17 protein-coding genes are annotated in these 21537 nt (G+C 71.9%); 11 read left to right on the top strand and 6 right to left on the bottom strand.

Going from position 1 to position 21537, the window contains the following annotated elements:
• The first annotated feature begins 15 nt into the window (after positions 1-15).
• Positions 16-420, top strand: coding sequence for a DUF5997 family protein (locus ACFWBQ_RS03750; RefSeq protein WP_385483521.1), 405 nt, complete (start codon positions 16-18; stop codon positions 418-420).
• 420 nt (positions 421-840) lie between these two features.
• Here the strand turns inward: ACFWBQ_RS03750 and ACFWBQ_RS03745 are convergent, their stop codons facing one another.
• A complete protein-coding gene (locus ACFWBQ_RS03745) occupies positions 841-1473 on the bottom strand; it encodes an SRPBCC family protein (protein WP_385483519.1) in 633 nt (210 codons plus the stop codon).
• 258 nt (positions 1474-1731) lie between these two features.
• On the opposite strand from ACFWBQ_RS03745, the gene ACFWBQ_RS03740 reads away from it, so the two are divergent.
• The 4 genes from ACFWBQ_RS03740 (at position 1732) to ACFWBQ_RS03725 (ending at position 9649) form a co-directional block, all read left to right on the top strand.
• Positions 1732-2466 (top strand): ABC transporter ATP-binding protein, encoded by a 735-nt coding sequence (locus tag ACFWBQ_RS03740; protein WP_385483517.1) that lies wholly within the window; start codon positions 1732-1734, stop codon positions 2464-2466.
• Between the two features lie 157 nt (positions 2467-2623).
• Positions 2624-5950 carry an FtsX-like permease family protein gene (locus ACFWBQ_RS03735; RefSeq protein ID WP_385483515.1) on the top strand — a complete coding sequence of 1109 codons (3327 nt, stop codon included), beginning with the start codon at positions 2624-2626 and terminating at the stop codon, positions 5948-5950.
• A 1-nt stretch (position 5951) separates the two neighbouring features.
• A complete protein-coding gene (locus ACFWBQ_RS03730) occupies positions 5952-8681 on the top strand; it encodes an FtsX-like permease family protein (protein WP_385483513.1) in 2730 nt (909 codons plus the stop codon).
• Positions 8678-9649 carry an ABC transporter ATP-binding protein gene (locus ACFWBQ_RS03725; RefSeq protein WP_385483511.1) on the top strand — a complete coding sequence of 324 codons (972 nt, stop codon included), beginning with the start codon at positions 8678-8680 and terminating at the stop codon, positions 9647-9649. The genes ACFWBQ_RS03730 and ACFWBQ_RS03725 overlap by 4 nt, the downstream gene beginning before the upstream one ends.
• A 279-nt stretch (positions 9650-9928) precedes the next feature.
• On the opposite strand, the gene gap is transcribed toward ACFWBQ_RS03725, so the two are convergent.
• Both gap and ACFWBQ_RS03715 read right to left on the bottom strand, forming a co-directional pair.
• Positions 9929-10927, bottom strand: a complete 999-nt coding sequence (gene gap, locus ACFWBQ_RS03720) for a type I glyceraldehyde-3-phosphate dehydrogenase (protein WP_385483509.1) — start codon at positions 10925-10927, stop codon at positions 9929-9931.
• A gap of 107 nt (positions 10928-11034) precedes the next feature.
• Positions 11035-11991, bottom strand: a complete 957-nt coding sequence (locus ACFWBQ_RS03715) for a GlxA family transcriptional regulator (protein WP_385483506.1) — start codon at positions 11989-11991, stop codon at positions 11035-11037.
• A 207-nt stretch (positions 11992-12198) separates the two neighbouring features.
• Here ACFWBQ_RS03715 and argC point away from each other — a divergent pair, with 207 nt between their 5' ends.
• The 5 genes from argC to ACFWBQ_RS03690 are packed head-to-tail and all read left to right on the top strand — an operon-like array spanning position 12199 to position 17056.
• Positions 12199-13227 carry an N-acetyl-gamma-glutamyl-phosphate reductase gene (argC, locus tag ACFWBQ_RS03710; protein WP_385483505.1) on the top strand — a complete coding sequence of 343 codons (1029 nt, stop codon included), beginning with the start codon at positions 12199-12201 and terminating at the stop codon, positions 13225-13227.
• Positions 13224-14378 (top strand): bifunctional glutamate N-acetyltransferase/amino-acid acetyltransferase ArgJ, encoded by a 1155-nt coding sequence (argJ, locus tag ACFWBQ_RS03705; RefSeq protein ID WP_385483503.1) that lies wholly within the window; start codon positions 13224-13226, stop codon positions 14376-14378. Before argC ends, argJ begins: the two co-directional genes overlap by 4 nt.
• Positions 14375-15301 carry an acetylglutamate kinase gene (argB, locus tag ACFWBQ_RS03700; protein WP_385483501.1) on the top strand — a complete coding sequence of 309 codons (927 nt, stop codon included), beginning with the start codon at positions 14375-14377 and terminating at the stop codon, positions 15299-15301. Before argJ ends, argB begins: the two co-directional genes overlap by 4 nt.
• Positions 15298-16494, top strand: coding sequence for an acetylornithine transaminase (locus tag ACFWBQ_RS03695; protein ID WP_385483499.1), 1197 nt, complete (start codon positions 15298-15300; stop codon positions 16492-16494). Before argB ends, ACFWBQ_RS03695 begins: the two co-directional genes overlap by 4 nt.
• 25 nt (positions 16495-16519) lie before the next feature.
• Positions 16520-17056 (top strand): arginine repressor, encoded by a 537-nt coding sequence (locus tag ACFWBQ_RS03690; RefSeq protein ID WP_385483497.1) that lies wholly within the window; start codon positions 16520-16522, stop codon positions 17054-17056.
• An 11-nt stretch (positions 17057-17067) separates the two neighbouring features.
• On the opposite strand, the gene ACFWBQ_RS03685 is transcribed toward ACFWBQ_RS03690, so the two are convergent.
• From ACFWBQ_RS03685 to ACFWBQ_RS03675, 3 genes are all read right to left on the bottom strand, one after another.
• Positions 17068-17766, bottom strand: a complete 699-nt coding sequence (locus ACFWBQ_RS03685) for a L,D-transpeptidase (protein ID WP_385483495.1) — start codon at positions 17764-17766, stop codon at positions 17068-17070.
• Positions 17767-17830: 64 nt separating this feature from the next.
• Complete coding sequence (locus tag ACFWBQ_RS03680) at positions 17831-18430, bottom strand: pyridoxamine 5'-phosphate oxidase family protein (protein ID WP_385483493.1); 600 nt, start codon at positions 18428-18430, stop codon at positions 17831-17833.
• Between the two features lie 44 nt (positions 18431-18474).
• Entirely contained in the window at positions 18475-19884 is a 1410-nt protein-coding gene (locus ACFWBQ_RS03675; RefSeq protein ID WP_385483491.1) for a HEAT repeat domain-containing protein, read from the bottom strand.
• 199 nt (positions 19885-20083) lie between these two features.
• Between ACFWBQ_RS03675 and argH the strand changes: the two genes are divergently transcribed.
• Positions 20084-21517: an argininosuccinate lyase gene (gene argH / locus ACFWBQ_RS03670; protein WP_385483489.1), complete on the top strand. Its 1434-nt coding sequence runs from the start codon at positions 20084-20086 to the stop codon at positions 21515-21517.
• Positions 21518-21537: the final 20 nt, after the last annotated feature.

Raw genomic sequence — 21537 nt, 5'->3', positions numbered from 1 at the left:
GATACCCTTGGCACCATGACGTCGCACCAGACCACCCAGACAATGAAGCCCGCCACCGCGGCGAAGAAGCTGGGTGTGTACCTCGAAGCCACCCCCGCCGAGTTCCAGGAAGGCGTCGTCTCGCGCAGCGAGCTGAACGCCCTCCAGACCGATCCGCCCGAGTGGCTGCAGGAGCTGCGGCGCAACGGCCCGCACCCCCGGCCGGTGGTCGCGTCGAAGCTGGGCATCTCCATCGCCGGCCTCGCGCGGGGCGGAGTCACGGAGCCGCTCACCACCGAGCAGATCGACGAGCTGAAGAACGAGAGCCCCGAGTGGCTGCAGAAGGAGCGCGCCACCCAGGCCGAGGTCCGCAAGGAAGCGGTGCGGATCAAGGAGAAGAACGCGGCGCGGGCCGACGAATCAGGCGACGCGCGCTCCTGACGCATGTCCGGGTGGTGAGTGCCGCCGGTCCTGCGGGGGTCTTCGGGTGGTGAGTGCTGCCGGACCCGCGGGGGTCTTCGGGCGGTGAGTGCTGCCGGACCCGCGAGGGGCTTTGGGCGGTCGGTGCCACCGGACCTGCGAGGGTCTTCGGACGGTGAGTGCCACCGGACCTGCGGTGGTTTTCGGACGGTCGGCGCCACCGGACCCGCGAGGGACTTCGGACGGTGGGTGCCCCCCTCGGACCTGGACGGTGGGTGCTGCCGGTCCTGCGGGGATTTTCGGGCGGTCGGTGCCACCGGACCTGCGAGGGTCTTCGGACGGTGAGTGCCGCCGGTCCTGCGGTGGTTTTCGGACGGTGAGTGCCACCGGACCCGCGAGGCCCCCCGGGCGGTGAGCGTCCCCGGACCGTGAGGGCCCGCTCTACGCCCCGGTGTAGAACCCGATCGTCGCCGCCGTCGTGGTGGCCACGACCTCCGGGCCGGCGCCCGACGCGGCATACGCGGCGCCCCACTCCTGGGCCGAGCGCGTCACGATTGCTGTGGCCTCGGGCGAGGTCTGCCAGGCGGCGGCTTCCTCCGGGGTGATCTCACCCCCGGCGACGTGCGTGGCGAGCCCGAGAAGGGCCAGGTCCCAGCCGATCCCGACCGCTCCAGGCCCGAACCGTGCCCGGAACTCCTCCGGCACCACGGCCACGTGTTCCAGCTCGAACACCGTCCGGCCGTCGCCCTCCGGCGCGAGCCGCACCTCGACCTCGCTGAACCCCGGCTCAGGCCCGGACAGCCAGGACACCCGCAGCCGCTCCGGCGGGACGCACTCGAGGATCTCGCCACCGGCGTTGCCCTCCAGCTGGTAGTGCCCGCCGGCCGTGAACTCCCCGCTCACCGGAAGGAACCAGCGCGCGATCCGCTCGGGCGAGGTCACCGCGTCCCATACGTCGGCGACCTCCGCGTCATAGGTGCGTCGCAGCAGCACCGTGCCGGCCTCTTCCGCCCCGGCCTTCCGCGTGCCGACCTCGCGGTGCACCCGGTTGATCTCGTCGAGGATCTCACCCATGGCCACTCACCTCCTCTGTCGGTCTGTGCTCGCGCCTGTCCCGCGCGAGCTCCGTCCCGAACGCATCTGCCGGCAAATCCGAGCTGATCATGCCCTGATCCTTGGCCCTGAGCCGTCCCGGCGAGTGGTTGTGTCCACGCAACCACCATGAACCCTTCCCCGCCCCGCCCATGCGTTCGACACGAGGCTCCTGGCCATTGCCCGGCCGCATGCCCCTGCACATACTGAGCCGGACCGATTCCGTACGGGGGACTCTTCATGACCGAGAGCATCAGCTCGCACTCCGGCACGACCGTCGCAGCGGACCGGGACGGGGAAGCCATGGTGCGGGTGGAGAACCTGCATCGTTCCTACGGTTCCGGGGCCGCCGCCGTCCATGCGCTCCGAGGCGTCTCCTTCGATGTCCCGCGCGGTGAACTGGTCGCCCTCAAAGGCAGATCGGGCTCAGGGAAGACGACACTCCTCAACCTGGTCGGCGGCCTCGACTCCCCCGACGAGGGCCGCATCACCGTCGGCGGCACCGATCTGGCCGGCCTCGGGGAGGACGGCCTGCTGGAGCTGCGCCGCGACCGGATCGGCTTCATCTTCCAGTCCTTCGGCCTGATCCCGATCCTGACAGCTGCCGAGAACGTCGGTGTGCCGATGCGCCTGCGCAGAACCGACCCGAAGGAGCGCGACGAGCGGGTCGAGCTGCTCCTCGCCCTGGTCGGACTCGCCGATCACGCGGCGCAGCGGCCCGGCGAACTCTCCGGCGGCCAGCAGCAGCGTGTCGCCATAGCCCGCGCGCTCGCCAACCGGCCCGCCCTGCTGATCGCCGACGAACCGACGGGCCAGCTGGACGCGGAGACCGGGCTCGCAGTGATGGAGCTGCTGCGTGCCGTGGTGCGGGGCGAGGGTGTGACGGCACTGGTCGCCACGCACGACGCCCAACTGCTGGGCCTGGCCGACCGGGTGCTCGAACTCAACGACGGCCATATCGTCGAGCAGGTCTGATCCGTCGGCCGGAGTCCCGCATTCCGGTGTTCTCGTGCCGGATTCCGGTCACAATCCGATCAAGTCCTGTGTGAGAGCGGTGCTATCCCCGCAGCGCCTCTGAAAGCATCTGTTCCGGCTTTCGGGGACGTACACAGGGCACTTCGGGGGGAGACCGGTGACGGGGTTTGTGTTTCTCCGTGTACGCGGACACCGGTTGCTGCTCACGGCCGCACTGCTCGCCGTCCTGTTGACCACCGCCGTACTGGCCACCCTCGCCGCCTTCGCAGGCTCCGTCGGGGACGCCGGGCTGCGTCACGCTCTGCAGACCAGGGACGCGGCTGCCGCCTCGCTGGTCATCACCGCGGAGAGTCCCGGCGCGGACCGTGCTGCGGCCATGCGGGCCGCCCGGCGCGGGGCGGAGCAGTCCTTCGACGGGCTGCCGGTGACCCTGTGGCAGTTCGACCGCTCGGGGCCGTACGCGCTGCCGCGCAGTCTGCAGCCACCCGCAGCCCGCAAGGGCGAACCGGACCTCACCGAGTTCGCCGTGGCGGACCGTTCACGGGTCCGCCTGTCGAAGGGCGACTGGCCCACGGCAGAACCGGGCGACGTGATCGGGGTCGCCGTGCCCGAGGCCGCCGCGAAGCAGCTGAAGCTCGTCCCGGGTCCGCGGGTGCTGACCCTCGCCGACCGGCTCGGTGGTCCCGCGGTGCGGATACGCGTCACCGGCACCTACCGTCCCGTCGACCGGAACGATCCGTACTGGCAGTTGGACGAGCTGGGCGGGCGCGGTGTGCGCAAGGACTCGTTCATGACGTACGGGCCGCTGCTCACCGACCCCGCGACCTTCGGATCCGGCCGTATCACTCAGGACGGTCTGTCCTGGCTGGCGACCGCTGATTTCGGCACGTTCGGCGCCGATCGGATCGGCCCTCTGCGCACGGCCGCGAAGAACAGCCAGAAGTTCCTCGCCGCACAACCCGGGCTGAAGGGCGGCGTCATGGCCCGCACCTCGCTGCCCGACGTCCTCGGCCAGCTGGAGCGGGCACTGCTGGTGTCCAGAGCGACGCTGCTGATCGTCTCGTTGCAGCTGGTGCTGCTTGCCGCGTACGCGCTGCTGCTGGTGGCCCGGCTGCTGAGCACGGAACGCGCGGGCGAGACCCAGGTGCTGCGGGCCCGCGGCGCATCGCGGGGCCGTCTTGCCGCGCTCTCCGCCCTGGAGGCGCTGCTGCTCGCGCTGCCTGCCGCCGTGTGCGCACCGCTGCTCGCCGGTCCGCTCACCCGGCTGCTGGCCGGGCAGGGACTGCTGGCCAGGATCGGGCTGCACATCGACACCGGCCTGACCGCAGAGGTCTGGCTGGTCGGCGCGGTGGCGGCGCTGGCCTGCGCCGCGGCCGTGGTGGCCCCGGCGCTCACCGCGGCCGCGGCGGTACGCGGCCGCGCCCGTACGCTGCCCGCCCCGCTACGGGCCGGCGCCGATGTCGGACTCCTTGTCGTCGCCGCCGTCGCGTACTGGCAGCTGGACCGGCGCACCTCGGGCGGCGGTGCGCTCAGCGGTGACCGCGAGGGGCAGTTGGGCATCGATCCGCTGCTCGTCGTGGCGCCCGCGCTGGCGCTGCTGGCCGGGACCGTGCTCACCCTGCGGCTGCTGCCGCCGACCGCAAAGCTCGCCGAGAGGCGCGCGGCCGCGGGCCGGGGTCTGACCGTCTCGCTCGCCGGCTGGCAGCTCAGCCGCAGACCGCTGCGCGGCGCGGGCCCGGTGCTGCTGCTGGTGCTCGCGGTCGCGATGGGCATGCTGGCGATCGGCCAGGGCGCGTCCTGGGACCGCTCGCAGGACGACCAGGCGGACTTCCGTTCCGGTGCCCCGGTACGCGTACTGGGCAGCGGCACCGTCCAGTTCGGCCAGGGCGGGGTGTACGACGGGATGCCGGGCGTACGGGCAGCGGTGCCGGCCGCCCGTACCGGTCTCGGTCTCTCGGGCGGACGCCAGGCCACCGTACTGGCGCTCGACACCCGACTCGCCGGCACGGAACTGCAGCTGCGGGACGATCTGGCGGACGCCGGCCCCGAGAGGCTGCTGGCGGCCCTGCGCCCGCAGGAGACCGCACGCACCGGGGTGCTGCTGCCCGACGACACCGCGCGCCTTGTTCTCGACGTCACCCTGCGCGCCGCCGAGGACGGCCCGTACAACGAAGCGGGCACGATCATCACCCTTACCTTCGAGGACCGCTACGGAGTGCCGTACCGGCTGCAGTTGGACACACTTGCGCCGGACGGCAAGCCGCACGCGATGACCGTGGACCTCGCCGGGGCGGCCGATGCCCCGGTGGGGAGGCCGGCGGGTCCGCTGGCGCTGACCGCGGTGGAATTCGACGAGGCGGGCTATCCGGACCGGATCGCGTCCAAGCGGCTCACGATCGGCGGGATGCGCCCGATCACCGCCGATGGCGCCACCCGGCGGGTCACCGTGCCGAAGGGGCTGGTCTGGGAGGCGGAGGCAACGGTGAGTGCCGAACCCGACCCGTCCAGGAACGAGCGTGCGCCCGCGGTCACCGCCGTGGGCTCGTCGGCCCGGACGCCCCTCGACGTCTCGTACCAGACGGGCAGAGCGGTGTTCGACAGCGAGTGGGGTGCCGAGCGCACGGTCACCGTCCGGGTCGCGGCCCGGCGTGCCGACCCGGCCCTGCCGGCCGCGCTGGCGACCGATCGCTTCCTCGAGTCCAGCGGCGCGAAGCCCGGCTCCGTGATCGACATCCCGATGCCCGGCGGCCCCGTCAAGGTGAAGATCGCGGGCGTCCTCCGTGGCATCCCGACCACCGGGCCCGGTGCGGGCGGACCCGATCCGGCCGCCACCCCCGCGACCGACGGCGGCGCGCTGCTGCTCGATCTGCGGGCCGTCAACCGGGTGCTCGCCGCCCGCCCCGACTCGGCGTTCCCGCCCACCGAATGGTGGCTGTTCACCGAGCCCGGCACGGCGGATCGGGTCGCTGCGGCCCTGCGGGACAGGGCCGAGATCGACCCGACCCAGGTCCAGGTGCGTGACGAGATCGCCGAGGGCCTGCACGACGATCCGCTCGGCGCGGGACCGCAGTCGGCGCTGCTCGCGGTGGCTCTCGTCGCGGCGGCGCTGGCCGCGGTCGGCTTCGCGGTGAGCACGGTGGGAGCGCTGCGGGAACGCTCGGCGGAGTTCGCGGTGCTCCGGGCGCTCGGTGCCCCGCGGCGCCAGCTGGCCCGGCTGCTTGCCGCCGAACAATCGCTGCTGATCGGGCTCGCGCTGCTGATCGGGCTTGCCCTCGGCGCGGTGCTCACCCGTGCCGTCGTACCGCTGATCGTGCTGACCGGACAGGCCACACTGCCTGTTCCGGGTGTGCTGGTGGAGCTGCCGGCCGGCCGCGTCGCCCTGCTGATCGCGGGAGTTGCCGCCGCGCCCGTGCTCATCGTGGCGGCGCTGGCGCTGCGCCGGGGCGATCCTGCGACGGCGCTGCGCGTCCAGGGAGGCGAGTGACATGAAGGCCGCCGCCCCCTGGGTCCGCACCCGGCTGCGTACAGCGCCCGGGCCCGCCGTCGCACTGCTGCTGCTCGTCCTGGTCACCTCGTTCCTCGCCGCGGCCTTCCCGCGCGCAGTGGACACGTACGGGAGCCAGGGCCTGCGCCATGAGATGAGCGGCGCCTCGCCGGAGCGAAGCGCCATCCAGCTGACCGACGAACCGTTGCAGCACGACGACAGCGGCCCGAGCGACTGGGCCGATTCGCTGCAGTTCCGTCGGCTGACCGAGCACTACCGACAGATCCTGGCTGCCCTGCCGAATCCGCTGCGCGCCGACACCGGACAGTCCGCCTACGGAGCACGCATCCTCAAGCCCGTGGCGGCCACCGACGAGTGGCTGCCCCAACTGGACGGCGGGAGCCCGGTGTTCACGCTCTTCGCCCAGGCCGGAATCGCCGAGCACTCCACACTGACCTCGGGACGGCTGCCCAGAGCCACCGCGGACTCCGTCACCCCGGCCGCCGTTGCCGTGGAGGCCGCGGTCACCTCGGCCACTGCCAAGTCCCTCCACATCAAGGTCGGTTCGACCATCCACGTGCCGCCGCAGCCCGGCGGCGTGGCCCTCGCCGCCATCCACGTCACCGGCATCGTCGAACCTCTGCGGCCACGGCTGAGCTACTGGTCCGTCGATCCCGTCCTGCGTACGCCGACGCGGCTCTACACGGCGCAGACCATCCCTCAGCCGTACTGGCACGGCGCACTGCTGCTGGCCCCCGAAGCGGCACCGGCGCTGCTGTCCGTGACCGTGGAGACCGAGGCCTACTGGCGTATCGCCCCCGACCCGGCCGGTGTCGGCGTCGGTGATCTGCCACGGATCACGCAAACGATAGCCTCCCTCGAACACGGCCCGCTGCAGAGCACGTTGCGCACCACGGTCTCGCCCCAGCTGCAGACCGACTCCGGTCTGGACGACGTCCTCATCGACTTCGACGTCATCCTCTCCGCCATCAGCCCTGTGGTCGCGGTCGCGGCCTTCGGTGTCGGCAGCGTCGCGGGCGTCGTCCTGCTGATGGCCGGCGGCCTGGCCGCCGCCCGCAGGCACGCCGAGCTGTCCCTGCTGCGCTCGCGCGGCGGTTCGGTCCGCGGTATCGCGGGGCGGCTGCTGGCCGAGGTCGCCGTTCCCGCGCTGCCCGCCGCGGCCGTCGGCTGCGCTCTCGCGTTCGTCATCGTCCCCGAGGGCCGGATGCTGCCGCCGCTGCTGGCCTCGGCGGCGGTCGCGCTGGTCGCCTGTGCCGCGCTGCCGCTGAGGGCCGCGTTCCTGCACCGGCGGCCGCGGCTGCACGGCGAACGGGACGATCTCGTACGGGCCAGACCGTCGCGCCGTCGGACCGTGGCCGAACTGACACTGCTGGTGCTGACCGTGGCAGCGGTCGCCGCACTGCGCCGCCGGGGTACCTCGGACGGCGACGTGGACGAACTGGTCAGCGCCGCCCCGGTGCTGGTGGGGGTGGTCGCCGCACTGCTGCTCGTACGGCTGTATCCGCTGCCACTGCGGCTCGCTGCGCTGCCGGTGGCGCGTCGGCGTGGTGCGATCGGCTTTCTGTCACTGGCCCGTGCGGGCCGCTCCCCGGCCACCGCCGCGCTTCCGCTGCTGGCGCTGCTCGTGGCTCTGACGACGGCGGCGTACGGCGGCTCGGTACTCTCCGGTGTCGCCGACGCCCGGGACCGGGCGTCCCTGGTCGCGGTCGGCGCCGATGCCCGGATCGATTCGGCCGAGGCGCTGCCGGGCGCGCTGGCCGGAAAGATACGGAAGGTGGCCGGGGTACGCGATGTCGTGCCCGTCCACAGCGAGTTCGACCTGGACCTGCGGGACGCCGGCACCGAGAGGGTCACGCTGCTCGCCGTCGAACCCGACTCGTACGCGCGTCTCGCCCGCCGCACCGGCCTCGGCGCCTTCCGGGCCGACGGGCTGCGGAAGTCCTCCGGAGTGCTGCCCGCGCTCGCCTCCCCCGCCGTCGCCGAGCGGCTGCGCGGCCGGACGACCGCGATCGGCCCGGCGGGCGGCCTGTTCACGGTCCGCGTGGACGTCGTGCGCAGCGCCACCCCTGCCGTGGCCGAAGGCGACTTCCTGGTGGTCGATGCGGCGGGCCTGCCGGGCGGCCGCCCCGCCACCACGCTGCTGATCTCCGGCCCTTCGGTGGCCGGCGCCGATCTCGAGGCAGCCGCCCGCACGGCGGGCTCCGCCACCGTGACGCTGCGCTCCGCCGAACGGGACAGCTTCACGGAGTCACCCGTGCAGAGCGGCGCCGAACGGATCTACGGGGTGGCCGCAGCTGCAGGCGCCGGATACGCCGTCCTCGCGCTGGTACTCACACTGCTGCAGACCGCCCCCGAGCGGGCCGCGCTGCTGGGCCGGCTGCGCACCATGGGTCTGACCCGCCGTCAGGGGCGCAGTCTGCTGATCCTGGAGAACCTCCCGCAGGCGTTGCTGGCCGCCGTGGGTGGTGCGCTGGTCGGCTGGGTGGCGATTTTGCTGCTCGCTCCCGGAATAGATCTCGGCCGCCTTGCCCTGGCCTCGCAGGGACGCTTCGCCTCGCTCGGCCCGGTACAGCTGCGTGCCGACCCGGTGAGTCTGCTGCTGCCCGCGCTCGCCGTGGTGGTGATCGCGTCGGCGGTGGCCGCGGCACAGGCCTGGGTGACCACCCGGCGTACGACAACGACCGAACTCAGGGCAGGAGACACGCGATGACCGAGTCCTCCACGACCGAGTCCTCCACAGGGATCACCCTCGGCGAGCTGGAGCGCCGGGCGGCGGCCCGGCGTGACCGGCCCGAGTACGGCCACGACGCGCTGATCACCTGCGACCGGCTGGTCCGTATCTTCTCCGCGGACGGAGTCGAGGTGCAGGCGCTGCAGGGGCTCGATCTGCTGGTCCGCGAGGGCGAGTTGATGGCCCTGGTCGGCGCGTCCGGCAGCGGAAAATCGACCCTGATGAACATCCTGGCCGGCCTGGACGAACCGACGGCGGGCGCTGCGAAGGTGGCCGGCTGCGATCTGCTGACCATGGGCGCGAAGGACCGGCTGCGCTACCGGCGCGAGGTGGTGGGCTTCGTCTGGCAGCAGACGGCACGCAATCTGCTGCCGTATCTGAGCGCCGTGCAGAACGTGACGCTGCCGATGCAGCTGCGCGGCCGTACGAAGGGGAGGGCCGAGCGGGCCGAATCGCTGCTCTCCCTGCTGGACGTCGCCGACTGCCGCGACCGCCGCCCGCACCAGATGTCCGGCGGCCAGCAGCAACGCGTTGCCATCGCCGTGGCGCTGGCGAACGAGCCGTCGGTGCTGCTCGCCGACGAGCCGACGGGCGAGCTGGACTCCCAGACGGCCGAGCAGGTCTTCGCTGCGCTGCGTACGGCGAACGAGGAACTCGGCACGACGACCCTCATCGTCACCCACGACCAGTCGGTGGCCGACGAGGTCCGCCGCACGGTGGCCATCCGCGACGGCCGCACCTCCACGGAAACCTTGCGGCGTACGGAGGTCGACGCGACGACGGGCCAGGAATCGGTGGTGGCCAGGGAGTACGCGATGCTGGACCGCGCAGGCCGCCTTCAGCTGCCCGCGGAGTACACCGATGCCCTGGGCATGCGTGACCGGGTGATGCTGGAACTGGAACCCGACCACATAGGAATCTGGCCTGACGACACGACGGATCGCTAGCCCGCATACGTGCGACTGAGCGCCCTGCCTGGCACCTCTGGGCAAACAACGCTCAGCGTGGGGCGGACCGGTGTCGGTCACGGAGCAGCCGGACCGGCGCCGGCCCCGGCAAGCGGGAACGCTCGAACCCACCGGAGCGTCAGCCGGGGGCGGGCCGGCCGGAGCAGGCGCAGCACCGGGTGTGGCTGAGTGCTCCGGTTGGTCCGGCCGGCCAACCGGAGCGCTCACAGGAGGTGCTGGGCGGCGAGGCCTCCGAAGCAGGGCCGCCCCGGCGTCCGGTCAGCTGGTGGCGAGGAGCTGGAGCGTATCGATCACGCGGTTCGAGAAGCCCCACTCGTTGTCGTACCAGGCGACCACCTTGATGTGGCGGCCGTCGACGCGGGTGAGGGCCGAGTCGAAGATCGACGAGGCCGGATTGCCCGTGATGTCGGAGGACACGAGCGGGTCGTCCGAGTACTCGAGGACGCCGGCGAGCGGCCCCTCCGCCGCGGCGCGGTACGCCGCCAGCACGTCGTCGCGCGTCACGTCGCGGGCGACAGTCGTGTTGAGTTCGACGATCGAGCCCACCGGAACCGGTACGCGGATCGAGTCGCCCGTCAGCTTGCCTTCGAGGTTCGGCAGCACGAGGCCGATCGCCTTGGCGGCGCCCGTCGTGGTCGGCACGATGTTGACAGCGGCGGCGCGGGCGCGGCGGGCGTCGCGGTGCGGGCCGTCCTGCAGGTTCTGCTCCTGCGTGTAGGCGTGCACCGTCGTCATGAAGCCGTGCTCGATGCCGGCAAGATCGTCGAGCACCGCGGCCAGCGGCGCAAGCGCGTTGGTCGTGCACGAGGCGTTCGAGACAATCGTGTGCACCGCCGGGTCGTACGCGTCGTTGTTGACCCCGAACGCGAGCGTGACGTCGGCGCCGTCCGACGGCGCACCGACGAGCACCTTCTTCGCGCCTGCGCCGAGGTGGGCGCGGGCGGCCGTGGCCGACGTGAAGCGGCCGGTCGCCTCGAGCACGATGTCGACGCCGAGCTCGGCCCACGGCAACTGCGCCGGTTCGCGCTCGGCGAGCACCGTGATGCGACGGCCGTCGACGACGAGGGCGTCCCCGTCGACGGTCACCGGGCGACCGAGCCGGCCCGCCGTCGTGTCGTAGGCGAGCAGCCGCGCGAGGGTGGCGGGCTCGGTGAGGTCGTTGACGGCGACGACCTCGAGGTCGCTGTCGCGTTCGAGCAGCGCGCGCAGCACATTGCGTCCGATGCGGCCGAATCCGTTGATGGCGATGCGAGTCATGAGTGGTGTCCCTTCGGGTTCGCCATCAGGTTCGCGTGCGGCGTCCGCCGGTGACAGCGGCGTGATCGCCACGGTCCGAAAGGATCGCGCCACGTGGTGGTGGCGGGCTACTCGCCCTGGGCGAAGGTGCGCCGGTACTCGCTCGGCGTGGTGCCGAGGATGCGATGGAAGTGCAGCCGCAGATTCGTACCGGTGCCGAGACCGACGTCGGCGGCGATCTGCTCGACGCTCCGCTGCGAACGCTCGAGCAGTTCGCGGGCCACGTCGATGCGGGCGCGCATGACCCACTGCATCGGCGTGTACCCCGTGTCCTCGACGAAGCGTCGCGAGAACGTGCGCGGCGACACCGCCGCATGCCGGGCGAGCGCTTCAAGGGTCAGGGCCTCGCCGAGCCGGTGCAGCGCCCACTCCCGGGTGGCGGCGAACCGCTCGCCGAGCGGCTCGGGCACGCTGCGCGGCACGTACTGCGCCTGACCGCCGCTGCGGTAGGGGGCCGCCACCAGGCGCCTGGCCGCGTGGTTCGACGCGGCCACCCCGAGATCGCCGCGCAGAATGTGCAGGCACAGGTCGATGCCCGAGGCGGCGCCGGCCGACGTCAGCACGCTGCCCTCGTCGACGAACAGAACGTTCTCGTCGACCGAGACGAGCGGATGCTTCGCCGCGAGTGCCCGCGTGTAATGCCAGTGCGTTGTGGCGCGCTTGCCGTCGAGCAGGCCCGTGGCAGCGAGCGCGAAGGCGCCCGTCGAGATGGCGGCGAGCCGCGCGCCCCGATCGTGGGCGCCGATCAGCGCATCGACGACGGCCTGCGGCGGGTCGTCGCGGTCCGGGAACCGGTAGCCGGGGACGAAGACGATGTCGGCCCACTCAAGTGCGTGGAGGCCGTGGGCGACGTAGTACGACAGGCCGTCACCGCCGGTCACGAGACCGGATTCCGCGCCGCACACCCGCACCTCGTACGGCATGCTCGCGCGGGTCGTGAACACCTGCGCGGGAATACCGACATCGAGAGGCTTCGCACCCTCGAGCACGAGGACGGCGACGTGATGCGGGGAGGGGGCAGGCACGGGGAAGAGGGTACGCGGGGGCGCATCGGCCCGGTCCCGAAAGCCGGGCAGGTCCGCCGAGGGGTCTCGGCCCACCTGCCGGCCGGCTCAACCGCTCACGGGCCACCTCAAGAACTCGGTCACCATAGGACAGGGCTCAATCAGCAAAGATCTTTGCATAAAAGTGCAGGCCAGCGTATAGTCATGCCATCGACTAGGAGGAATTCGATGGTGGTACGTGCGGCAGTGGCAGGGGCGAGCGGATATGCCGGCGGGGAACTGCTCCGCCTGCTCCTCACCCACCCACAGGTCGAGATCGGCGCCCTCACCGGCCACTCCAACGCCGGGCAGAAGCTCGGCGCCCTGCAGCCCCATCTGAGGCCGCTGGCCGACCGGGTGCTCCAGCCGACCACGGCCGAGGTGCTCGCCGGGCACGAGGTCGTCTTCCTGGCCCTGCCGCACGGGCAGTCGGCCGCCGTCGCCGAACAGCTCGGCGACGAGGTGCTCGTCGTCGACATGGGCGCCGACTTCCGGCTGAAGGACGCCGCCGACTGGGAGAAATTCTACAGCTCACCGCACGCGGGCACCTGGCCCTACGGCCTGCCCGAGCTGCCCGGAGCCCGCAGTGCGCTGGAGGGGTCCAAGCGCATCGCGGTGCCCGGCTGCTACCCGACCGCCGTCTCCCTGGCGCTCTTCCCGGCGTACGCGGCCCAGCTCGCCGAACCCGAGGCCGTCATCGTCGCCGCCTCCGGTACCTCGGGGGCGGGGAAGGCGGCCAAGCCGCACCTCCTGGGCTCCGAGGTCATGGGCAACATGTCCCCGTACGGCGTCGGCGGTGTCCACCGGCACACGCCCGAGATGATCCAGAACCTCAGCGCCGCAGCCGGTGAGCCGGTCACCGTGTCCTTCACACCGACCCTCGCGCCCATGCCCCGCGGCATCCTCGCCACCTGCAGCGCGAAGGCGAAGCCGGGCGTGAGCGCCCAGTCGCTCCGTACCGCCTACGAGAAGGCCTTCGCGGACGAGCCGTTCGTCGATCTGCTGCCCGAGGGGCAGTGGCCCGCCACCGCGGCCGTGTACGGATCCAACGCCGTCCAGATCCAGGTCGCGTACGACGAGGCGGCCGGCCGGATCGTCGTGATCAGCGCCATCGACAACCTCGCCAAGGGTACCGCGTCGGGCGCTCTGCAGAGCATGAACATCGCCCTCGGACTGCCCGAGGACACAGGTCTTTCCACGATCGGAGTCGCACCGTGAGCGTCACGGCAGCCAAGGGATTCACGGCGGCGGGCATCGCCGCCGGAATCAAGGAGAGCGGTGGTCCGGACCTGGCCCTCGTGGTCAACAACGGGCCCGGTCGCGCCGCTGCGGGCGTCTTCACCTCCAACCGCGTCAAGGCCGCCCCCGTCCTCTGGTCGGAGCAGGTGCTCAAGGGCGGCGAAGTGACCGTCGTCGTCCTCAACTCCGGTGGTGCCAACGCCTGTACGGGCCCCCAGGGCTTCCAGGACACCCACGCGACCGCCGAGAAGGCCGCCGAGGTCCTCACCGGTCACAGTGCGGGCGAGATCGCGGTCGCGTCGACCGGACTGATCGGCCTGCTGCTCCCCATGGGCAAGGTGCTGCCCGGCATCGAGAAGGCCGCAGCGGCCCTGAGTGAGCACGGCGGTGAGAAGGCCGCCATCGCCATCAAGACGACCGACACCGTGCACAAGACCGCGGTCGCGGGCGGCGAGGGCTGGACCGTCGGCGGGATGGCCAAGGGCGCGGGCATGCTCGCCCCCGGCCTGGCCACCATGCTGGTCGTCCTGACCACCGACGCCGATGTGGACGCCGCGGGTCTCGACGCCGCGCTGCGCGACGCGACCCGGACCACCTTCGACCGGGTCGACTCCGACGGCTGCATGTCGACCAACGACACCGTGCTGCTGCTCTCCTCGGGCGCCAGCGGAATCTCCCCCGGGCAGGCCGAGTTCGCGGCGGTCGTGCAGACCGTCTGCGCCGACCTCGCACGTCAGCTGATCGGTGACGCCGAAGGCGCGTCCAAGGACATCCGGATCGAGGTCGTCAACGCCGCGACCGAGGACGACGCCGTCGAGGTGGGCCGCAGTATCGCCCGTAACAACCTCCTCAAGTGCGCCATCCACGGCGAGGACCCCAACTGGGGCCGTGTCCTGTCCGCCATCGGCACCACGAAGGCCGCCTTCGACCCCGATCAGCTGAACGTCGCCATCAACGACGTCTGGGTCTGCAGGAACGGCGGCGTCGGCGAGGACCGCGACCTCGTCGACATGCGCTACCGGGAGGTCAAGATCACCGCCGACCTCGCCGCCGGCGCCGAGACGGCCGTCATCTGGGCCAACGACCTCACCGCCGAGTACGTCCACGAGAACAGCGCGTACAGCTCATGAGTGCCGCGAGGAAGCACACCGCGCTGCCGAAGGCGCAGATCCTCATCGAGGCGCTGCCCTGGCTGACCCGGCACAACGGCAAGACCGTCGTCATCAAGTTCGGCGGAAACGCCATGATCGACGAGGAGCTGAAAGCCGCGTTCGCCCAGGACGTCGTCTTCCTGCGGCACGCCGGTCTCAAGCCCGTCGTCGTGCACGGCGGCGGGCCGCAGATCAGTGCCCAGCTCGACAAACAGGGCCTGGTCAGCGAGTTCAAGGCCGGCCTCCGGGTCACCACACCCGAGGCCATGGACGTCGTACGCATGGTGCTGGCCGGCCAGGTCCAGCGCGAGCTCGTCGGCCTGCTCAACCAGCACGGCCCGCTCGCCGTCGGCATGACCGGCGAGGACGCCCACACCATCACCGCCACCCAGCACCGCCCGATGATCGACGGCGAGCTCGTCGACATCGGCAGGGTCGGCGAGATCACCGCCATAGACACCGGAGCCATCCAGGCGCTGCTGGACGACGGCCGGATCCCGGTCATCTCCTCCATCGCGCGCTCCGCCGAGGACAACCACGTCTACAACGTCAATGCCGACACCGCCGCCGCGGCCCTCGCGGCCGCGCTCAACGCCGAGACGCTGATGGTCCTCACCGATGTCGAGGGCCTCTACGAGGACTGGCCCCACAGCGACGACGTGATCAGTCGGCTCACCGCCACCGAGCTGGAGAAGCTGCTGCCCGACCTCTCCAGCGGCATGGTGCCCAAGATGCAGGGCTGCCTGCACGCCGTACGCAACGGCGTCGAGACCGCCCGGGTCATCGACGGCCGGGTCCAGCACTCGATCCTGCTGGAGATCTTCACCGACGAGGGAATCGGCACGATGGTCGTGCCCGACGCACAGACCGAGACACAGCCGCACGCACAGGGGGAGTCATGAGCAACGAGGAGTACCTGCAGCGCTGGCAGGGTGCGCTGATGGACAACTACGGGACCCCGCAACTGCCCCTGGTCCGCGGCGCCGGCGCCCGCGTGTGGGACGCCGACGGCACCGAGTACCTCGACTTCGTCGGCGGTATCGCGGTCAACGCGCTCGGTCACGCGCACCCCGCCGTCGTCGAGGCCGTCTCCGCCCAGATCGCCTCCCTCGGCCATGTCTCCAACCTCTTCATCGCCGAACCGCCCATCGCGCTCGCGGAGCGGCTGCTGCAGCTCTCCGGCCGGACGGGCAGGGTCTACTTCTCCAACTCCGGCGCCGAGGCCAACGAGGCCGCCTTCAAGATCGGCCGGCTCACCGGGCGCAGCCACATGGTCGCGACCGACGGCGGTTTCCACGGCCGGACCATGGGCGCGCTCGCCCTGACCGGCCAGCCCAAGAAGCGCGAGGCCTTCCTGCCGCTGCCCGGCGATGTCACGCACGTGCCGTACGGCGACGCCGAGGCGCTCCGGGCCGCGGTGACGACCGACACGGCACTGCTGATCATCGAGCCCGTCCAGGGTGAGAACGGCGTCGTCGTGCCGCCCAAGGGCTATCTGGAGGCCGCCCGGGAGATCACCCGGGCCACCGGCACGCTGCTGGTCCTGGACGAGGTGCAGACCGGGATCGGCCGGTGCGGCCACTGGTTCGAGCACCAGGCCCACCAGGGTGTCGAGCCCGACCTCATCACGCTGGCCAAGGGCCTCGGTGGCGGACTGCCGATCGGCGCCACCGTCGCGTTCGGTGCGGCCGCCGACCTGCTGGAGCCGGGCCACCACGGCACGACGTTCGGCGGCAACCCGGTCGCCTGCGCCGCCGGTCTCGCCGTTCTGGACACCCTTGCCGCCGACGGCGCCCTGGACAACGTGAAGCGGCTCGGCGAGAAGATCAGGGACGGTGTCGAGGGCCTGGGGCACCCGCTGGTCTCCCACGTCCGCGGCTCCGGCCTGCTGCTGGGTATCGTGCTCACCGGGCCCCTCGCACCGAAGGTGCAGCAGGCGGCTCAGGGAGCCGGACTCCTGGTGAACGCGCCCGCCCCCGATGTCGTACGGCTCATGCCGCCGCTGATCATCGGTGACGCCGAGGTGGACGCGTTCCTGCGGATTCTGCCGGGAGCTCTCGACGCGGCCTACGGGGACGGACGATCCGGAGAGTGACGAACCGGAGAATGAGGCGACGACGATGACCGAGGCGCAGGAACCCGAGCACGGCGGGCCGTCGGTTCCACAGACCCGCACCGCACGCCACCGCCGGATCGTGGACATCCTGAACCGGCAGCCGGTGCGCTCACAGAGCCAGCTGGCCAAGCTCCTGGCCGACGACGGGCTGAGCGTCACCCAGGCGACGCTCTCCCGGGACCTGGACGAGCTCGGCGCGGTGAAGATCCGCAACACCGGCGGCGAGCTGATCTACGCGGTGCCCAGCGAGGGCGGTTTCCGTACCCCGCAGGCGCCGCTCGGCGGGTCCGCGAAGGAGGAGCGGATGCGCAGGCTCTCCTCCGAGCTGCTCATCTCCGCGGAGGCTTCGGCCAACCTCGTGGTGCTGCGTACGCCGCCGGGTGCCGCCCAGTTCCTCGCCTCGGCCATCGACCAGGCCGAACTCCAGGCGATCCTCGGCACGATCGCGGGTGACGACACGCTGATGCTGATCAGCCGCGACCCGAACGGCGGCCAGGCGCTGGCCGACCACCTGCTGCGGCTCGCACAGAACGAGCGCTGAGCGGCTGCCCGTCAGTAGCGGGTGATCGCGGTCGGGCCGGACTCGGTCCCGACCGCGATGTGCGGACGCCGGGCCGGGTCCGCCCAGGCCAGGATCCGGTCCATGGCGGCGGCCGGTACGGAGACGCAACCGGCGGTCGCACCCTTGCCGTTGACGTGGAGGAAGATGCCGGCACCCCGGCCCTGCACCGGCCGGCGGTAGTTGAAGCCGATCACGAGCGCACGCGCGTACTGCGTGCCGTACGTCACCAGATGCTCGGCCTCGTCCGCCCGGCAGTCCGCGGACAGCGGCTCCACCCAGCGGTTGTACGCGCGTGACGCGTTGTCCTGGCACCACCACGAGCGGTCGTTGACCCGGCGGTAGGGATAGCGGGTCCCGGCGGGGGCGGCAGCGACGCCGAAGGCGTACGGCAGGTCGTACAGGCCGGTGGGTGTGGTGTTCGTGCCCTGTGTACGCGTGGCGCCCTCGGTCAGGCCGTTCGCGCCGAAGCGGGCCGGCGCCGAACCGGCCTCGACCCATTTCCCCGACCGCCGGTCCCACCAGGTGACCGTGCCCGTGGTGGCGTCCGTGCCGGGAGCCTCGGCAGTGATCAGCTGGCTGCCGCCGCCCGTGTCGGCCAGCCGTTCCGGAAGGGGCGGCGGTTCTGCCGGCCGTGCCGCGAGCGACGCCAGCGCCAGCAGAACCGACATGGTCACCAGGGATCTGCGCATGCTACGGACCGTACGACCCGCGGCGGCACGGCCCCACCGGGCCTGCTCCGTACGGCCCAGCGCCTCACCCCGCGGGCGGCACCGGCAGGGCGGGCAGCGGCAGGGGAAGTCCCGGCAGCCCGTCGATGCTCGTCGCGATGTCCGGCTTCTTCTCGAAGTACGCGCTGAGACTGGCGTCGTCCTCGCGCCGGAAGCGGTCGGCGTGCAGGGACCGGTCCTCGTCGTATGCCATGAAGGGCACGCCGTATCCGCACGAGTCCCGGATCAGTTCGGCCGTCACCACGATGACGGCGCGCAGACCGTGCGCAGTCGGGTCGACCGAGGGGAAGTGGCCGAGCAGGTCGGGGAACCGTGGATCGTCGCGGAAGACGGGTTCACCGCGGCCGTGCACCCGGACGATGTTCGGCGGCCCCTGGAAGGCGCACCACATCAGCGTGATGCGCCCGTTCTCGCGCAGGTGGGCGACGGTCTCGGCGGTGCTCCCCGCGAAGTCGAGGTAGGCCACGGTCCGTTCGTCGACGACGGCGAACGAACCGCTGACGCCCTTGGGGGAGAGGTTCACCGTGCCATCGGCGTCCAGCGGGGAGGTGGCGGTGAAGAAGATGTGCTGCTCTTCGATGAAGGTGCGCAACCGTCCGTCGATGCGCTCATACGTTTTTCCCATGGGGTGAAGTATCCGTCGCCGAATGCCGTTGCGCGTAGCGTGTTTCATCCACCGGAACCGGCGGGCGGCAGCGGTTCGTAGCGGGCGCGCTGCGCCTCGTGGGCGACCTCGGGGTCCTCGTCCTCCTCCAGCGCGGCCAGCACGCGTTTGCGCAGGGCGAGGCTGTGCGCGCAGAGCAGGCGGAGGCCGGACCGCCGCACGTGGCGGGGGCGGCCCGGGGCCACCAGGGAGGCCAGCCACGCCTCCGGGACGAGCAGGACGTACGGCACGAGCGCCTTGCAGGCGGTGCGCACCACCGGCGGATGCGGGTCGTCCATGGCGGCCATGAGCTCATCGGGGGAGATCGCGTCCAGCATGCGCAGCGCGGCGATTGCCGCGGCGCGCACCCGGCCTTCCGGGTGTGCCGTCAGCGGTCGCAGCAGGGTCGTCGCACCGGGCTCTCCGGACTCGGCCAGGCCGAACAGTGCCCCCGGCGCAAGGCCGGGCGCGACGGGGTCGGCGCACAGTGCGCGGTAGAGCTCCTGCGGATCCCGGCCCTCCATCCGCAGGACCAGGCGGGCGGCGGAACGCACCCTGGCCGACGGATCCGCCAGGTGGAATGCGGCCTCCGGGCCACGGCCCGCCCGGTGCAGTGCCGTCACCGCGGAGGAGCGTGCCACGGCCGAGGAAGCGGTGAGCAGGGGGTCCAGGAGCCGCTCCGGGTCACCGGCGGAGACCCGGGCCAGCAGCGCGCCGGTGCACAGATGGCGTACGGCCCGGTCCCGGGCGGTGAGGGCGAGCTCCGTGAGCCCGGCGGGTGTGAGGAGCCCCCGCTCCAGCGACAGCCGCGCCCCGAGGATCCGGACCCGGGCCAGCGGGCTCGCGCAGAGCCGGGACGGCAGTGCGGCCGGCAGGGGTTCCGCGGCGGCCAGGATCCGTTCCAGGGCCCAGCCGCCGTGCGGGCGCAGGCTCAGGCGCAGGGCCAGGGGCACCAGCTCCGAGGGCTCCGCCTCCGGCCCGTGCAGGGCCGCACCCATCATGAGGCGGGCCCGCTCCCGTACCTGCGTCCGACGGTCGGCGCAGCGCACCAGGAGCAGTGGCAGGAGGGCCGGCCGGCCCTGAGTGAAGGCCAGCGCTGCCTCCCGTGCCTGCCACCGGTCGTGGCAGAGGACGAGTGCGATCTCCGCCTCGGAGGGCGGGAACTGCGACCAGGTGACGTCCCGGGCCTCCTCGTCCCAGCGGGGAGCGGCGGCCCAGTCGACCGATCCGTGTCCGTCGGCATGTTGTTCCCGCAGCAGGGACCGGAGCGACCGGACCCCGATCCGCCACGCGGTCGCCGACGGTATCCGCCGGTCGAGGTCGACCCACGCCTCCGGATCGGCCGTGTCCAGGGCTGCGGCCAAGGGCTTGCCCAGCAGGAGTCGGTCCCGCGGAGGGAGGTACAGCGTGGGGGACAGGGGGATCAGGTGACGCATACGTTCAGCCTAGGGATTGCGCGCGCCTCCCACCAGCAGCTTTGACAAAACATACGGTGGACTGCATAGTTATGCTTCGTCGGATCTTCGGTCCTTCCTCGAAGAGCGCGACCTTGTCCCCAGCGTCACCGCCGCCTCCTGCGTACGCGTGCGCGGAGGCGGTCGCACATCCAACCCTTGCACTCCCGAGGAGCACGCAGTGAGCAACGGCACCGGCAACAGCGACGTACGCCTCTGGGGCGGACGTTTCGCCGACGGCCCCGCCGAGGCCCTGGCCAGGCTGTCCGCCTCCGTCCACTTCGACTGGCGGCTCGCCCCGTACGACATCGCCGGCTCGCGTGCCCACGCGCGTGTGCTCAACAAGGCGGGTCTGCTCACCGAGGACGAGCTCGATCGCATGATCGCCGGCCTCGACCTGCTCGAAGCCGCCGTCGCCGACGGCTCGTTCACCGGCACCGTCGCCGACGAGGACGTCCACTCCGCGCTGGAGCGCGGCCTCATCGAGCGTCTCGGTCCGGACCTCGGCGGCAAGCTGCGGGCCGGCCGGTCCCGCAACGACCAGGTCGCCACACTGTTCCGGATGTACCTGCGCGACCACGCCCGGATCATCGGCGGGCTGATCGCCGAGCTCCAGGACGCCCTCGTGGGGCTCGCCGAGGCGCACGCGGACGTGGCCATGCCGGGCCGCACACACCTCCAGCACGCCCAGCCCGTCCTGTTCGCCCACCACATCCTGGCCCATGTGCAGCCCCTCATCCGGGACGCCGAGCGGCTGCGGCAGTGGGACGAGCGGACCGCGGTGTCCCCGTACGGCTCCGGCGCGCTGGCCGGATCGTCCCTCGGGCTCGACCCGGAGGCGGTCGCCGCCGACCTCGGCTTCGAGCACGGCTCCGTCGCCAACTCCATCGACGGAACCGCGTCCCGGGACTTCGTCGCCGAGTTCGCGTTCATCACCGCGATGATCGGCATCAACCTCTCCCGGATCGCGGAGGAGATCATCATCTGGAACACGAAGGAGTTCTCCTTCGTCACCCTGCACGACGCCTTCTCCACCGGGTCCTCGATCATGCCGCAGAAGAAGAACCCGGACATCGCCGAGCTGGCCCGCGGCAAGTCCGGCCGCCTCATCGGCAATCTGACGGGCCTGATGGCGACGCTCAAGGCCCTCCCGCTCGCGTACAACCGCGACCTGCAGGAGGACAAGGAGCCCGTTTTCGACTCCTGCGACCAGCTGGAGGTCCTGCTCCCCGCCTTCACCGGCATGATGGCCACGCTCACCGTCCACCGGGAGCGCATGGAGGAGCTGGCCCCGGCCGGCTTCTCGCTCGCCACGGACATCGCCGAGTGGCTGGTCAAGCAGGGCGTCCCGTTCCGGGTCGCGCACGAGGTCGCGGGCGAGTGCGTCAAGGTCTGTGAGCAGCAGGGCATCGAGCTCGACGAACTGACGGACGAGCAGTTCGCCAAGATCTCCGAGCACCTCACGCCCGAGGTGCGCACGGTACTCAACGTGCCCGGTGCGCTCGCCTCCCGCAACGGCCGCGGCGGCACCGCCCCCTCGGCCGTCGCCGTCCAGCTGGCCGAGGTGAAGGCCGACCTGGTGACGCAGCACGCCTGGGCGACCGCGCGCGGGTGATTCGCAGGCATCGCGGGCTA

This window comes from Streptomyces sp. NPDC060035 (assembly GCF_042736635.1).
Taxonomy (GTDB): domain Bacteria; phylum Actinomycetota; class Actinomycetes; order Streptomycetales; family Streptomycetaceae; genus Streptomyces.
Note: the sequence above shows the minus strand (reverse complement) of the source record. Positions and strands in the feature narration are given on the sequence as shown.